This is a genomic window from Legionella donaldsonii (assembly GCF_900452385.1).
Classification (GTDB): Bacteria; Pseudomonadota; Gammaproteobacteria; order Legionellales; family Legionellaceae; genus Tatlockia; species Tatlockia donaldsonii.
Window position 1 is genome coordinate 2,149,210 of sequence record NZ_UGOA01000001.1, and the last position, 15,818, is coordinate 2,165,027.

A 15,818-nucleotide genomic window follows, 5' to 3' on the forward strand; every position below is an offset into this window, starting at 1 on the left:
TCTCAGGGAGTTGTTCCTACTTGCTTACCGAACCTATCTGATCCAAGCCTTCCTACAAACCTATGTAATCCGTTCCTTACCAGCTGTTATCGCCAAGTTGTTGCTTATTATCCTAGGAGTAATGAAAATGAGCAACTCCTCATTTTTAATCATAGTCGATTGATTTTTAAATAACGCACCAATCAATGGAAGGCCCCCTAGAAAAGGAACTCGATTAACCATGTTATTTTTATCTCGCTTGTAAATTCCTCCCAAAACAATAGTTTGGCCGTTATCAACCAATACATTTGTATGTACTTCTTTAGTCAATATACCAGGTACACCATTAAATACTTTAGTCGACAACGTATTTTGATTGATTTGTAAATCCATCAAAATTTTGCTGGCGGGCGTAATTTGCGGTGTTACCTTCAAGCTTAATACAGCTTTTTTAAAAGCAACAACCGTTGCACCGCTAGAAGTCGCCTCCTGATAAGGAACCTCTTCCCCAGACTCTATAAAAGCAGCTTGCTGATCCGTCGTTAGAAGACGAGGGCTGGATATTATTTCTCCTCGTCCCTCACTTTCAAGTGCAGAAAGCTCCAAATCAAGGAGAACCCCATTATCTAACTTGGCTAAAGCTATACCAATTGAAGCAGGTGAGGTCGTGATTGGTATGGCTGCAAGATCAAGATTTAAACGCTCAGCAAATCCGATTTTATCACCTGAAACTACGTTTTTTAATAGCTGCTTCGTACAACCTGACATACTATTTAAACAGATTGGTTTCGATGCACTGAAATGCAAACCTAAATCTTGAACAAAATCTTTAGTTACATTAACAATCCGCGCCTCAATTAGAACTTGCTTTACTGGAATATCAAACTGTCTAACTAGCTTTCTTATCTCTTCTATTTGCGCCCGATTATCCCTTACCCAGATTGTGTTGCTTCTTGTGTCTACCGCTAATCGACCCCTGGCAGACAAAAGCGCCGCATTTTTGTCTTGTAATACAGCAGCAATATCAGCTGCCTTTGCATGATGAATCTGTAATAAAGCGGATCGTATGGGACCTAAATTTATTAGCCCCATATCGGCCTGCAATTCCCTCTTCTCATACTCGTTTATTTCTTCAACCGGAGCTACCAACATAACTTTACCAATAATTCTTTTACCTAGAGCTCGCGTTGCGAGAATAATATCCAAAGCCTGGTCCCAGGGAATATCATTTAAACGAAGTGTAATATTACCGTTTACTTTATCACTGACTACCAGATCCATTCCAGTAAATTCAGCCAGTAACTGAAGAACAGACCGTACTTGAATATTCTGAAAATTTAAAGAAATAGATCTACCTGTATATCTTTTTTTCTCAAAGCCAGCTTTTCCTGCCCCAGGATTAGAGAAGTGGTTATTACGCTGTAATAACTCTCTTTTTTGCGGTAAAGATAACTTGCCATTTTTATTTGAGTATCGAATATTAAGTCGATTGCTTTGAGCAAATGAATAATCACAAACCAGGTATAATAAGAAAAAAAACAGTATAATTTTATGCATCCATGCTCCTGGTTATGTTAATTTAACGGGTAATAAATGATATTTTTCTGTCGTTTTCCTCTGGTAGAAATCGCTCTTTCTAAAGTTAACGATTTTTCCTCAATGTGAATTATTTTCTCATAGCCATGTTCAGGTTAATCATCTAATTTTCTATGAGTTATTTCACCATCTTTATGGGCAAATAATGCCCATTTTTTTCTCTTTCTCTTTAGAAATCCTACAAATTTCAATGACTCTTCATTAGAATCAGCTGAGCGAGATTGTTTTCCATCGCTTGCTGCCCTTTTTTTCTTAAAAGGACTTTTTCTATGCTGGTATACCGGGTATCCCAACGTCGTTTCTTTTGTACATTCAATCCTGCCGATATGGTCTATAACCAATCTATTTTTTACTTGTTGGATGTACTTTAAAAACACTTCATCCTGAGAGGAATTACAGGCGCTCACTGACATTGCGATGAGTAGAGTCATTACCCTCTTTTTTTGTTTCATAATGGTCTATAGATCGTTGCTACAAGCTTCATTACCAGTATTTCTGTCTTAACTTTTTGTTTCTCATCAGAAACAGGTAATAACTCAAACTTATTAATAGTCACCATTTTGTCCCACTGGGCAATTTGCTTTAAAAAAAATGTTAATTGCTCGTAACGCCCTCGAATAGTTATCTTAATGGGTAGTTCAATGTAAAAATTGATTGCTACCTCTGGTAAGGGGGCAAACAAGGCAAAAACCAGCCCATTGGCACCACCTGCCTTAGACAATTCTTCCAATAAAATACTAAGACCTTTAGAGGTCGAAAATTGCGTAAGCAAACCCTTGTATTGTTTATTCAGCTCCTTTAAATTTTTACGCCTTTCTTGAAGACTAGCTGCCCTCTGCTGACTCTTCTCAAACTCACGCTTCAAACTAACTTCCTGACTTTGCAGCTGACTATATTGTTGAAAACCCTGTTTTATAAAAAAAAAATAATCAAAAACTATTAATAAAACAGCGAGCACACTTATCCACCAACGGTTTATCTCTACTATCCTTGGTTTAATATGCCCCGTCGTAAAGTTGTTCACTATCAATTTATTTACTTTAGGAAGTGTAAACACATTGAGGTTCCCTTAGCTTAAAATTTACTGTAAATTCATGATTATTGTTCATTTTCTCTACGCTTCTTTTTTTTATTTCAATCAATATTGGCGCTTTAACCAAAGCGCTTTTTTCTAGATTGCGCATTAAACTAACCACACCCTGACTTGTTGCCGAATAACCAATCAACCTAATGCTGTCATTAGTCTTTTTTACTCCGGCCAGGTAAACATCATCAGGCAGAACTCTAATCAGTTCATTAAATAAATGAACAAGTAAAGGACGGCTCAAAGCCAGGTGCCGTATAATTATAATGCGTGAGATCAAACGCTTACTTTCTTCCTCTAATTTATCAATTTCTTGTATTTGACGAGCAAAGCGGGTAGTTTCTTCTTCTAATTGTTGATTGTGTTGTGACTGTTTGGAAAGCAGTGATAAGGTATAAAGATGCATTGAAAAAATGGTACTCACTGTTCCAAGTGTTATACCTGACAAAGTTATAATGGCTCTCTTTCTTTCCCGACGCCGTTTGTCTTCTCGCCAAGGCAGCAAGTTAATTTCGCTCATAATAATAACAACCTCCCTACCTCAAAGCCAAACCACAAGCAACCATGAGTGATGGGCCAGTATTCAGGATCACCTCCGCATTTAAATTTTTTGAAATTACGAGATATTGCAAAGGATTAGCCAGTTGAATTGGAATGGTTGTTTTTTCTTGCAGCCTTTCCGCAATCTTTGCCAAACTTGCCCAATTGCCCGCTAACAAAATTTGGACAATCACAGGTTGATAAGCCAATGACGAAAGGAATTGCCGGATTTTTTGCATCCCTATTAACAAAATTTCCACAACCGGCTGAATTATCTTTAGCGCCCAGGCATCGGATAATATAAATACCCCTGCATCCATAGGCAGGGCATGCTCATAGGAAGGACCATCGTGTTTTTGAACTGATTCAAATAATTGCCGGTCACCCAAAATTTCTTCGTGTATAAATAGGATTTTACTACTATCAGAGACAAAGAAATGAGTGAGTGACACACCTATACTAATTAAAACGACTATTTCCCCTTGCTGCAGTAAAAGTTGCCTGGTAATTAATCGCAGACTTCGCCCGATAGCATCGGACTCCACATCAACACTTTTTACCCGCAAGCCGGCGCGTTTCAATGCATCTGCACGTCGAGTCACCTGTTCAGTTTTGGCAACAACGATCAACACATCAAGCATCGAAGAGTTCGTTCGGCAATGGCCTAATATTTTGAAATCTACGCTAATTTCATTAGGTGGATGAGCAACATAATAGTCTGCTTCAATAAGGACAGCTTCCTCTATCTCCGAATGGTGTAATTTTGCACTGAGTTGAATCACTTTGCTAAGAACCAGAGAATCAGGCAATGCCGTAACTGCCATATAGTCGAAGAAATTATGTTGTAACAATATTTCTCTGAGACCCGAACTGACTGCGTCGATTTCCTTCGTGGGATTAATTTCGCCTTCAATCACTGGCAATAATTTATACCCATAACCTTCAACGCGAGATTTTCCTCTAGCATTCGATATTGCGAGCACTTTGATTGAAGTCGAACTGACATCGACTCCGAGTATTGAACTCGGTTTGGAGTTGAACCATTTGATCACTTGCATTTTTCCTGTGAATTCCGTTCTCAACATGGACTTGCATTAAGAAAATTATTTTCCTGTAAAAATTCTTAATAGCAACGCTGATTCTAATCTAACTCTTTAAAAAAAGGAATATTTTTTATTTCCCATCCTTTTTATTTCTGGCCTTAAAATTAAACGTTGTAACCTCCATTAATCTATTTGTCCAACACTTGCGCTCATCGTATTGTTTTAATATAGTGGACGATCTGGGATGTAATTCTGCATCCTGATTTCAGCTAAAAGGAGTTACTATGTCGCGTCTGCAAAATTTAGTTAATTCGCTCGTTTCCGTCGTACTAAACTATACCGACCCTAAAGGGCTAAAGGGACAAACCGAAGAGAGCTTACTTCAAAAATCACATGGGGATTTAGTAAAAGAAATAACTAAACTCATCGAGGACGCAACTGCTTCCTATGGGACAAGGCGTACATTACTTGATTATTTTCTTTACGAATTAAATACTCTAAAACCCCTTGTGGATAAATCTACTCCTCTTGATGAGGTTGAGCTCAAACGTATAAAAGCACATTTACTGGCTCTAATTACCCATACCCAAGGCTTACTAAAAATTGATAAAACAAGTTCTCTCTCTGTAAGCTATATTGAAGAAGATCGTGACAAAACAGTACAAATTTCTGGCTTTATAGATGCTGGTACCTTATATTCATCAACCTGCCGTTCCGGGCAAGTGATTCAACGTTGGCATGAAAACATAGAAAAATTATCAGTATTTCCTGACGACAATTTAAAAGATGCTCAATTATTTCTTGATCACATAATAGACGAACACCACCATGCTATTCTTCTGCCACATTTAGAAGAAGAAAATCGCGGATTGAAAGCAGCAAATACCCGTCTTAGCGAAAGCGAAGCTTTGGCTAAGCGTGAAAAAGAAGCATTACAAAAAAAAGCTGATGCATTTGACGATCTAGAAAAAAAAATTCGTAGTCTTGAAGAAAGAGAAAAATTGTTGGCTGAAGAAAACAAGCGTCTGCAAGAAGCGCTTGTACTAAGTCAAAAACAAGAAGAAGCCAGCCGACGAGAAGCCGAAAACCTACGCAGTGAGAATCTCCGTTTACATGAGGAGCATGCCTCCCTGGCAGAAACCAATGATAGTTTGAAGCAGGACAACGTTCGCCTAGTGAAAGAGAATGGTACGTTAACAGCAGCTAGTAAGATAAGAGCGACTACAGGGCGGCCTCTGATGGGAATGACGGCTCTTGGCCCTCAATTTTTTGCCCTGCACAATGCTGTCCTGACAGGCCTGCCAACTCACCCCCCTCAAACAACAACTAAAAAAGAGGGACAAAGTACTGAGTCGCCACAGTTTCCCTGATTTATCACTATACCTTCTTCTCAAATTAGCTTGAGGAGGAGGTTTCTTTACTAAAATTCGCAAAACACCCTTAAATAGCGCTATAATCGGCAAATTCGAGTTTATCTATTTATCTCATGAAAAAACCTGCATATTTCTGGCGTAAAGGCTTATGGGCTCTCACTAGCCTTTGTTTTCTCCTTCTAGTGTGTGCAATTCTGCTTTACCTTTATCTTGAAAGCCAGCTTCCAAACGTGGACTCTCTGAAAACTGTACATTTGCAAGTCCCTCTGCGAGTCTATACACAAGATGGCTTACTGATCCAGGAATATGGTGAAAAGCGCCGTATACCACTTACTTACGAAGAAATTCCCCCAACACTGGTTCGTGCCGTATTAGCCACTGAAGATCAGCGTTTTTTTGAGCACCCTGGTGTCGACATTTTCGGTTTAGGACGCGCAACTGTTCGTATGATTCAAACCGGTACGAAATCGCAAGGGGGCAGTACAATCACTATGCAGGTAGCCCGTAATTTTTTCTTAACCCGTAAAAAAACCTTTTTACGTAAATTCAATGAGATTTTATTAGCTATTAAAATTGATCGTGAATTAAGTAAAGAAAAAATTCTGGAGCTCTATCTTAATAAAATATACCTTGGTAATCGCGCCTATGGAGTTGGTGCAGCAGCAATGGTCTATTATGGTAAAACTTTAAAAGAACTAAACCTGGCTGAATTAGCCATGATTGCAGGTTTGCCTCAAGCCCCATCAACTCAAAATCCCATCGCTAACCCGCTTGCTGCTAAAAAGCGACGTGATCATGTTCTGGAACGCTTGTTAGAAGAAAAATATATTGATGAAAAACAGTATCAAGAAGCCATTAATCAACCTATCACTGCCAAATACCATAGTACGAATATTGAGGTAAGCGCGCCTTACGTTGCCGAAATGATTCGTCAATCATTGTATGAGCATTTTGGTCCTAAAGCGTATACCAAGGGCTATAAAGTATACACAACGATCAAGGGTCCCCTACAAACCGCCGCGAATAAGGCTGTTACCGACACACTACTCGCCTACGATCGCCGGCATGGCTACCGCGGTCCCGTGGCCAAGATAAGTGGTGTCGATGATCAATCACCCGATTCCTTACATAAGTTGCTTGCCCAATACCCGGTCGTTAATGAGCTGCAACCTGCAGTTATATTAGCAGTGGGTGAAAAGGAAGCGACTGCCGCCACCCGACACGGTCAAAATTTTACAATTCCTTGGGAAGGCTTATCCTGGGCAAGACCAGCACTCAAACATGGCTGGATGGGTAAATCGCCAACTAACGCTCAACAAGTCGTTAGTGTTGGTGATATTGTCTATGTTCGTTATCAGAATGAACAATGGTACTTAACCCAGATTCCACAAGCAGAAGCGGCACTTGTCGCCTTAAACCCGAATAATGGATCCATAGAAGCCTTGGTAGGCGGCTTTAATTTCCAGAAAAGCAAGTTTAATCGCGCTACACAATCTGAGCGACAACCCGGCTCAAGTTTTAAACCCTTTATTTATGCAGCTGCTTTAAATAAAGGTTACACTTTAGCCACCCTCATTAATGATGCACCGGTAGTAGTTGATGATCCCAGCCAAGCGAATTTATGGCGCCCGCATAATGTGAATCTCACTTTTAATGGCCCTACCCGCCTTAAAGATGCCTTGGTTCACTCCCGCAATCTAGTCTCTATTCGAGTTTTAGATGATATAGGTTTTGATTATGCGATTAATTTCATTACCCACTTCGGTTTTCACAAAGAAAATCTTCCGAAAGCTTTATCACTGGCTTTAGGGAGCTTATCGGTGAGTCCGATGGATTTAACTGCTGCCTATGCTGTTTTTGCTAACGGTGGCTATAAAATCGAACCTTATTTGATTGATCATATCACCGACAATGACGGCAAAATTCTTCTACAAGCAAAACCCTCAGTGGTTTGTAATAATTGCGATCTAAACAAGGCTGACCCAGCTACACTTGCACCACGCGTGATTCCGGCTGATGTCGCTTTCTTAATGAATACTGCGTTAAAAGGAGTCATTCAGCAAGGTACTGCTCGGGCAGCGAAAGTATTAAATCGCCAGGACATTGCAGGCAAAACAGGAACAACCAATGATCAAGTCGATGCCTGGTTTGCTGGTTTTAATACGGAACTGGTTGTTACTACCTGGGTTGGATTTGACAATCCTCAGTCCTTGCACGAATACGCTGCAAACCTTGCTCTGCCACTATGGATTGATTTTATGAAGGTCGCCTTGGCCAACATGCCGGAGCGGGAATTACCCCAGCCACCAAATATTGTCGCTGTTCGTATTGATCCCAAAACGGGCTTACTGGCAAAAAATAACCAACCCAATGCCATTGTTGAATATTTTCGTGAACATGAGGTACCTGGAGCGGAGGATTCTACGCCTTCGAACTCCATAACAGCCTCGCCAGATGCAGGCCCAGATAATCAAGAACAAGAACAAGAGAATTTATTTTAGTAGTGGCTATTAAAAAATGCGACCAGACTTGGAAGCCCCTATAAACATTCACGGGGTGTGTACTTCGTCTTTGCGAGGCCTCTTGGCAAAGCAATCCAGAAAGATAGATTTACCCTGGATTGCTTCAGCTTAATCCCGGATTACAGCCTTCGTCTTTCATCCAGGCTACAAAATAAACCATAATTTGTCGCTCCGAAACCCGGGATTCATGTGTGAGCAGTAAGCGCAGGAAATCAATTTACTATCACCAAGAGGGTAGAAATAATTGAGGACTGTTTAGATGTCGCTAGCTTGAGTGCTTATGGCTTGATAGTCGAGCCTCGCAGCGGAGCATACACCTAGTATGTGAGCAGTGAAGCGCTTCAAGTTACTATCACCAAGAGGGTAGAAATAATTGAGGACTGTTTACAGTCGCTAGCTTGAGTGCTTATGGCTTGATAGTCGAGCCTCGCAGCGGAGCATACACCTAGTATGTGAGCAGTGAAGCGCTTCAAGTTACTATCACCAAGAGAGTAGAAATAATTGAGGACTGTTTACATATCGCTAGCTTGAGTGCTTATGGCTTGATAGTCGAGCCTCGCAGCGGAGCATACACCTAGTATGTGAGCAGTGAAGCGCTTCAAGTTACTATCACCAAGAGAGTAGAAATAATTGAGGACTGTTTACATGTCGCTAGCTTGAGTGCTTATGGCTTGATGGTCGAGCATCGCAGCGGAGCATACACCTAGTATGTGAGCAGTGAAGCGCTTCAAGTTACTATCACCAAGAGAGTAGAAATAATTGAGGACTGTTTACATGTCGCTAGCTTGAGTGCTTATGGCTTGATAGTCGAGCCTCGCAGCGGAGCATACACCTAGTATGTGAGCAGCGAAGCGCTTCAAGTTACTATCACCAAGAGAGTAGAAATAATTGAGGACTGTTTACATGTCGCTAGCTTGAGTGCTTATGGCTTGATGGTCGAGCATCGCAGCGGAGCATACACCTAGTATGTGAGCAGCGAAGCGCAGAAAATCAAGCCATAAGCACCAAGATAGTAGACATGTAAGCAGTCCTCCAGTGTTAGCCTGCCAACGCATCAGTAGCAGCGACATACTCATACCCAAGCTCACGAGCCACTGCTTCATAAGTGATCATGCCTCTATGCACATTAAGACCATTTAACAAATGACCATCACTTAATAGTGCTAATTTCACACCCTTAGTCACTAAACTCATGACAAAAGGCAGGGTTGCGTTATTTAAAGCAAATGTTGAGGTTCGTGGCACAGCTCCAGGCATATTAGCTACACAGTAATGCACCACATCTTCTACCATATAGGTAGGCTCATGGTGAGTGGTTGGACGACTTGTTTCAAAACATCCACCCTGGTCAATTGCTACATCCACTACCACTGATCCCGGGCGCATTGTTTTTAACATGGTACGGGTTACTAATTTGGGTGCGGAAGCTCCGGGAACAAGGACAGCGCCTATTACCAAATCAGCCTCAGCAACATAATGTTCTAAAGCTTCCACAGTGGAATAAATAGTATTTAATTTTGAACCAAATTGAAAATCAAGTTCATGTAGACGAGATAAGGATTTATCTATTACGGTTACACGTGCTTCCATGCCCATTGCCATTCTCACCGCATTCGACCCTACTACACCACCGCCAATTACAACAACATTCGCAGGAGCAACGCCTGGTACCCCGCCTAATAGGACGCCACTTCCACCTTGAGCCATTTCAAGACAATGAGCACCCGCCTGAATCGACATGCGACCGGCAACCTGTGACATAGGGGTTAACAGGGGTAAACCACCATCATTTTGAGTCACCGTTTCATAGGCAATTGCGGTGGCGCCAGATTCTTTAAGTAATCGCGTTTGCTGCGGATCAGGGGCTAAATGCAAATAGGTAAATAAGGTCTGTCCTTCGCGTAAACGTCGGCACTCGACAGGCTGCGGCTCTTTAACCTTAACAATCAATTCTGCTCGCTCAAATACCTCGTCTGCCGTAGCGACAATTTCAGCACCGGCTGCATGATATTGCTCATCGCTGATACCAATTCCTAAACCAGCCCCTTTTTCCACCAAGACGGTACTGCCAGTACGCACGATTTCTTTAACACTACCAGGAACAAGTCCTACACGATTTTCCTGTGGTTTAATTTCTTTTGGTACGCCAACAAACATAGCTCTTTCCTTCTATTGTTGCTTAAATTTGATCCGAGCAGATAAACTCCTGGAGCTACCAACGCAAGATAAGCCAACTCCCAAACGCAGATAGCAGGACTATTCTCCACAACATCAGCCCCTGGGGGACTCTCAGGCTCTCTTCTTTAATTGCTCAATGAGTTGTGGTACTAATTCAAATAAATCCCCAACCAATCCATAATTAGCAATTTGGAAAATTGGCGCATCTTCATCCTTGTTAATAGCAACGATAACTTTGGAGTCTTTCATACCAGCAAGATGTTGCACAGCCCCTGAAATCCCAATAGCCAGATATAGAGTAGGCGCAACTACCTTCCCTGTTTGACCAACTTGATAATCATTAGGGACAAAACCTGCATCTACTGCTGCCCTGGAGGCACCAACCGCTGCGCCTAATGCATCAGCAAGTTCTTCAACTAACTTAAATTTTTCTGCACTCTGCAAACCACGCCCACCCGAAACAACAATTTTGGCGCTACCTAGATCAGGTCGCTCTGAACGGCTTAATTCATGTCGAACAAATTTGCTAGTCGTGGATTGAATTATCTTATCAATATGTTCTATGCAACAGGGTGATTGCTCTGCATTGATACTGTCAAAAGCCGTGGTACGAATAGTCAGTACTTTTATACTATCTAAAACACGGACTGTTTCAATTGCATTCCCTGCGTAAATGGGATGCTCAAACGTATTTTGATCAATTACGCGACTTACATCAGAAATCTGTGCTACATCAAGTTTGGCAGCAATACGCGGTGCTATATTTTTACCAAAGGTAGAAGCTGGCGCCAGGATTGCAGAAAATGATGAAGCCATCCCAATGACTAATTCACTCATATTTTCCGCTAATGGATGAGCATAAACAGCACTGTCAACTAACCAGACTGCATGAACACCTGCTATTGTTGCAGCCTGTTCAGCGACTGTTTGACATTGATGGCCAACAACCAGTAAGACTGGATTTTCTTTTAGTTGTAGGGCAGCAGCAACCGTATTACGTGTTGCCGGATGCATCATTTTATTATCATGTTCAACGATTACTAAAGTGCTCATAGCTCCTCCTTGTTAAAGCACTTTGGCTTCATGTTGTAATTTATTGAGTAACTCTTCAATGGAATTTAGTTTAACCCCACCAGAGCGAGCTGCCGGGCTAGTCACAGTCAGCACTTGAATATGCTCTTTCAAATTTAATCCCATAGAATCAAGTTCGATGATGTCAAGGGGCTTACGCTTTGCTTTCATAATATTAGGCAAACTGGCATAACGTGGCTCGTTCAAACGCAAATCGGTACTGACTATTACGGGAAGATCCATTGCCAAAGTTTCCAAACCGCCGTCAATTTCACGTGTGACTTCTACAGCTCGGCCATTTATATTAAGTTTTGATGCGAAGGTCGCTTGTGGCCAATTGAGTAAAGCAGCAAGCATTTGCGGTGTTTGATTATTATCACCATCAATGGATTGTTTACCCATTAAAATCAAATCGGGTTTTTCATCCAGTGTGATTTTTTGCAGAATCTTGGCAATATTAAGACTACAAAGATGTTTCTCACTACGAATCAGAATTGCGCGATCAGCACCAAGAGCTAAAGCATGACGTAAAGTCTCCTGGCTCGCATCAGTACCTATTGAGACAGCTACTATTTCCGTTACATGTTTTTGCTCTTGCAATCGAACTGCTTCTTCTATTGCTATCTCATCAAAAGGATTCATGGACATTTTGACATTTTGTGTTTCTACCCCACTGTTATCCGACTTGACTCGGACTTTTACATAAGGGTCTATCACACGCTTCACTGCAACGAGAGTTTTCATAGTTCCTCACTGGAATATCAAATCAGTCAGCATCTTGCCAGAGATAGTGGCTTAAGTTCAAGTTAGAACTTTGCTTAACATTCGTTTAAAGACTCTAAATAATCATTAAAGGCTTCTCCAATCTCTGGATGTAGCCTGCTTAATTCCACTGTGGCCTGCAAATAACCTAGTTTTGAACCACAATCATAACGTTTGCCATGAAATTGGTAAGCCTGGACTTTTTGCTCAGCTAACAACCGTTGAATACCATCAGTTAATTGAATTTCCCCGCGATGATCAGGCGATATTTGCTTCAGGCAGGAAAAAATTGCTGGAGTAAAAATATAACGCCCTACAGCAGCAAGATTAGAGGGAGCAGACTCTGTCTTTGGTTTCTCAACAATCGTCACAATCGGAGAATAATTTGCGCCAGCATCCTCAACGCGAGCCACACCATATTGATGAACATCATGCCAAGGTACTGGTTGAACTGCCATCACTGAATGACCATCTTTATGAAAATAATTAACCATCGCAGAAAGACAAGGTAATTTGGAATCGTCTATCAGATCATCTGCCAACAAAATAGCAAAAGGCTCCTCTCCCACTATGTGCTCAGCGCACAGTACTGCATGCCCCAGACCTAAAGGCTGATTCTGCCTGACATACGTAAACTGTATACCTGGTGGCGAAATATTTTTTACTACCTCAAGTAAAGCTTCTTTGCCTTGTTCTTTCAACCGCATTTCTAATTCAAAATGATGATCAAAATGATCTTCAATTGCGCGTTTACTTGAACTAGTAATAAAAATCATATGATTAATGCCAGCACGCACAGCTTCCTCAACAGCATATTGAATCAACGGCTTATCTACTACAGGCAGCATTTCTTTAGGATTTGCCTTAGTCGCTGGTAAAAACCGGGATCCTAAACCTGCTACAGGAAAAACAGCTTTTTTTATTGGCATCATTAATACCTCCTGGGAGATGCTTTATCCATGAATGGAAACATTAAATTAATTAAGCACTAGCTTCTTCAGTTAACTGAAACAATTACGGTCAATAGAAGTACAAATAATTTCGTGACCAAACTCCCCCAACAAACAGTAGATGCCAGGCCTGCATACCCTATTGTCTCACAAACTAAATGCTTGCATTATCGATAAAATCATCAAGAATAACAAATTATCAAGAATTAACTTTTTCTCGAATAAATAGCATGGAATTTCTCTCATACGTTATACTTAATCATTTTAAGCAATCAAGATGGTCTAAACGATGAGGAAATCTTCTTATTGGCTTGAGCGACCAGCAGTTATTCTTTTTTTTCTTACTCTTCTTATTCTGTTCATTCGACTTTTCTTGCGTGGCAACTCACTTGAATTAGATGAAGCAGAGCAAGTCATTGTGGCGCAACAACTCTTACCAGGATATCCTGATCAGCCTCCTTTTTATTCCTGGCTGCAATATCTTTTTTTCAAGCTAGTTGGTTTTAATTTATTAAGTCTTGTTTTATTAAAGTGCAGTCTTTTATTTGGCTGTTTTTACTATTTTCATCAAATTTGTCGCTTACATTGCCCGAATAATACCTTGGCCTGGTGTACTACCTTAGCTTGGGCACTGATACCGGCTATTAGTCTTGATCTGATAAAAGACAATACCCATTCAGTCTTGGTCTTATTTGCCGCCTGCCTTACCTGGTATTGGTTCATCGCACCTTCACGCCTGCCCAAAACAGTTTGGTATCTAATTTTTGGTCTTATTATCGGCATAGGATTTCTTTCCAAATTTAATTATCTTTTGTTTCTTTCTATCTTATTGCTGAGTGCAATTTCCATTGATAATTACCGTATTAAATTAATCCATCCAGGTATGCTATTAACCTTAGTGGCAGCCCTTGCTCTTGCAAGTCCTTATATTTTTTGGCTGTCTGAACACCCTGGTATTGGCTTACATGCCCGATCCAAGTTAATGCCTGACAATAAGCAATCTTCGTTTGGCCTTATAGAATTCGGTAAAGCAATCCTGTTTTTTGCTTCTCCAGTCTTGCTCTTTACAACTATTTTTTTTCCATTCAAGCATTGGCAACTACGTCAAACTGCCAGGAATTATTTACTTCTACGTTACCATTTAATTAGTTTACCCTTGCTTGCTTCAATTATTTTTTTTGCGGGTATTAGTAATTTTGCAACACGCTGGCTTATTCCAATCCTATTTTTATGCCCACTGTGTATCTTCAGCCAAGTGCAACTAAAACCTGAGTTAACCACCAAAATACGCTCTTTTGCCGTAATTTGTTTATTAGTCCAACTCATTTTCTTTGGTATCCTAATTAATCGCGGTCACTCAGAACATAATAAATACAATCAATTTCCTGTCAATGAAACAGTACAAGCAATCAAAGCAGATCGCTTCAAGGTGGATTACATTGTCTCTGACTCCTATTGGTTATTAGGAAATCTCATGTTGAAACTCGGCATTAAAAATGGCTGGTATCTGCATCCTGCCTCTCCGTTTTCTTTACCTAAAGGTAAGCTACTCCTTGTTTGGCAAAGCCCGCAATTACCTGTGTGGGTAAATACCTTAATGCCACCTCCGTCGAAAGCAATAAATTGGGTGGAAAATCCTGGAAACAGCTTAATCGTAACTGGACGAACTTATTATGTTACCTAGCGGAAGAAGCGACAAAGACTACGATACCTGTTTTAGTTTCTTTGTCATCCTGGAAGAACGCTCTCTCTGAATTAAATAAAGGTTGCGTGCGTAGATAAAAACACCGGTCGATTGTCCTAATATAAAGACAGGATCCTGTTTATAAATCGAATAGACCAATAATGTTAAACCACCCAATAAACTCAAATACCAAAAAGCGACAGGAATAACACTTCGCTTCACTTTTTCACTAATCAGCCACTGTACGACAAAACGTGCAGAAAAAATTCCCTGACCAATAAAACCAATAGTGAGCCACAGATAATCACCGTTCATGTGTAGAAACCTCCGGGGCACAAGGACGCTTTAATAACCAGCGCACGCCAATTAAATCATGAATACCAACAAATAGTCGATTCATAACACCATATTTAGATACGCCGTGGCGGCGCGGTCTATGATTCACGGGTAAATTAACTAATTTAAATCCAGCTCTTTTAAACAAAGCCGGTAAAAAGCGATGCAAATGGTTAAAATGAGGTAAAGCTAAAAAAGCTTCTCGAGGAAACAGTTTTAAACTGCACCCTGTGTCAGGGCAGCCATCATCAAGGAAACGCTGCCGTACACCATTACCGATACGCGAAGATAATTTTCTTAAGTAATTATCATCCCTTTTTTTACGGTTGCCTAAAACTACTGTACGAAAATCTTGTACTTGTTCCACAAGTCGCGGAATATCGGCAGGATCATTCTGTCCATCACCATCCAACGTAACTAACAAAGCATATCGAGCTGCTTGGGCGCCACTCAAAAAAGCCGCACTCTGCCCAAAATTTCGCTTATGATAAACAACACGACAATTACTGTAACGTTGTGATAACGAATCAAGTTTTTCTATCGTACCATCCCTACTGCCATCATCAACAAAAATGACTTCGTAAAGAAAGTCTGTCGCTGAAAGCGTCGCTACAATTTCCTCATATAATGGTTCAACATTATCGACCTCATTATAAACAGGAATAATAATCGACAAAGCAACCTGCATAGAAGCCATTTC

13 protein-coding genes and 1 pseudogene are annotated in these 15,818 nt (G+C 40.8%); 3 read left to right on the top strand and 11 right to left on the bottom strand.

From position 1 onward, the window contains the following. Window positions 1-60: 60 nt before the first annotated feature. The 5 genes and pseudogenes from DYC89_RS09720 to pilM form a co-directional block, all read right to left on the bottom strand. Window positions 61-1,338 (bottom strand): annotated as a pseudogene (locus DYC89_RS09720) (type IV pilus secretin PilQ); the annotation flags it as partial. A gap of 332 nt (window positions 1,339-1,670) precedes the next feature. Further along, window positions 1,671-2,027, bottom strand: a complete 357-nt coding sequence (locus tag DYC89_RS09725; RefSeq protein ID WP_115221604.1) for a hypothetical protein — start codon at window positions 2,025-2,027, stop codon at window positions 1,671-1,673. Then, window positions 2,024-2,632 (bottom strand): type 4a pilus biogenesis protein PilO, encoded by a 609-nt coding sequence (locus DYC89_RS09730; RefSeq protein WP_115221605.1) that lies wholly within the window; start codon window positions 2,630-2,632, stop codon window positions 2,024-2,026. Before DYC89_RS09730 ends, DYC89_RS09725 begins: the two co-directional genes overlap by 4 nt. Next, entirely contained in the window at window positions 2,616-3,179 is a 564-nt protein-coding gene (locus DYC89_RS09735; protein ID WP_115221606.1) for a PilN domain-containing protein, read from the bottom strand. Before DYC89_RS09735 ends, DYC89_RS09730 begins: the two co-directional genes overlap by 17 nt. 16 nt (window positions 3,180-3,195) lie before the next feature. Further along, window positions 3,196-4,251, bottom strand: coding sequence for a type IV pilus assembly protein PilM (gene pilM / locus DYC89_RS09740; protein ID WP_181879367.1), 1,056 nt, complete (start codon window positions 4,249-4,251; stop codon window positions 3,196-3,198). A 275-nt stretch (window positions 4,252-4,526) separates the two neighbouring features. Between pilM and DYC89_RS09745 the strand changes: the two genes are divergently transcribed. Together DYC89_RS09745 and DYC89_RS09750 are read left to right on the top strand one after the other, a co-directional pair. Then, a complete protein-coding gene (locus tag DYC89_RS09745) occupies window positions 4,527-5,612 on the top strand; it encodes a hypothetical protein (RefSeq protein WP_115221608.1) in 1,086 nt (361 codons plus the stop codon). Between the two features lie 116 nt (window positions 5,613-5,728). Beyond that, the gene (locus tag DYC89_RS09750; RefSeq protein ID WP_115221609.1) at window positions 5,729-8,116 is read left to right on the top strand and encodes a penicillin-binding protein 1A; all 2,388 of its coding nucleotides are present in this window, start codon (window positions 5,729-5,731) and stop codon (window positions 8,114-8,116) included. A gap of 1,059 nt (window positions 8,117-9,175) precedes the next feature. Here the strand turns inward: DYC89_RS09750 and ald are convergent. The 4 genes from ald to galU all read right to left on the bottom strand — a co-directional run bounded on the left by ald (window position 9,176) and on the right by galU (window position 13,080). After that, window positions 9,176-10,294 (bottom strand): alanine dehydrogenase, encoded by a 1,119-nt coding sequence (ald, locus tag DYC89_RS09755; RefSeq protein WP_115221610.1) that lies wholly within the window; start codon window positions 10,292-10,294, stop codon window positions 9,176-9,178. Window positions 10,295-10,426: 132 nt separating this feature from the next. Then, a complete protein-coding gene (locus tag DYC89_RS09760; protein WP_115221611.1) occupies window positions 10,427-11,368 on the bottom strand; it encodes an electron transfer flavoprotein subunit alpha/FixB family protein in 942 nt (313 codons plus the stop codon). 12 nt (window positions 11,369-11,380) lie between these two features. Continuing rightward, on the bottom strand, window positions 11,381-12,130 hold the full coding sequence (locus DYC89_RS09765; protein ID WP_115221612.1) for an electron transfer flavoprotein subunit beta/FixA family protein: 750 nt from the start codon (window positions 12,128-12,130) through the stop codon (window positions 11,381-11,383). Window positions 12,131-12,204: 74 nt separating this feature from the next. Continuing rightward, complete coding sequence (galU, locus tag DYC89_RS09770; protein WP_115221613.1) at window positions 12,205-13,080, bottom strand: UTP--glucose-1-phosphate uridylyltransferase GalU; 876 nt, start codon at window positions 13,078-13,080, stop codon at window positions 12,205-12,207. Between the two features lie 307 nt (window positions 13,081-13,387). Here galU and DYC89_RS09775 point away from each other — a divergent pair, with 307 nt between their 5' ends. Then, window positions 13,388-14,782 carry a glycosyltransferase family 39 protein gene (locus tag DYC89_RS09775; protein WP_115221614.1) on the top strand — a complete coding sequence of 465 codons (1,395 nt, stop codon included), beginning with the start codon at window positions 13,388-13,390 and terminating at the stop codon, window positions 14,780-14,782. 18 nt (window positions 14,783-14,800) lie between these two features. Here the strand turns inward: DYC89_RS09775 and DYC89_RS09780 are convergent, their stop codons facing one another. Next, window positions 14,801-15,097, bottom strand: a complete 297-nt coding sequence (locus DYC89_RS09780; protein ID WP_115221615.1) for a lipid-A-disaccharide synthase N-terminal domain-containing protein — start codon at window positions 15,095-15,097, stop codon at window positions 14,801-14,803. Beyond that, entirely contained in the window at window positions 15,087-15,815 is a 729-nt protein-coding gene (locus DYC89_RS09785) for a glycosyltransferase family 2 protein (RefSeq protein ID WP_181879368.1), read from the bottom strand. The genes DYC89_RS09780 and DYC89_RS09785 overlap by 11 nt, the downstream gene beginning before the upstream one ends. Window positions 15,816-15,818: the final 3 nt, after the last annotated feature.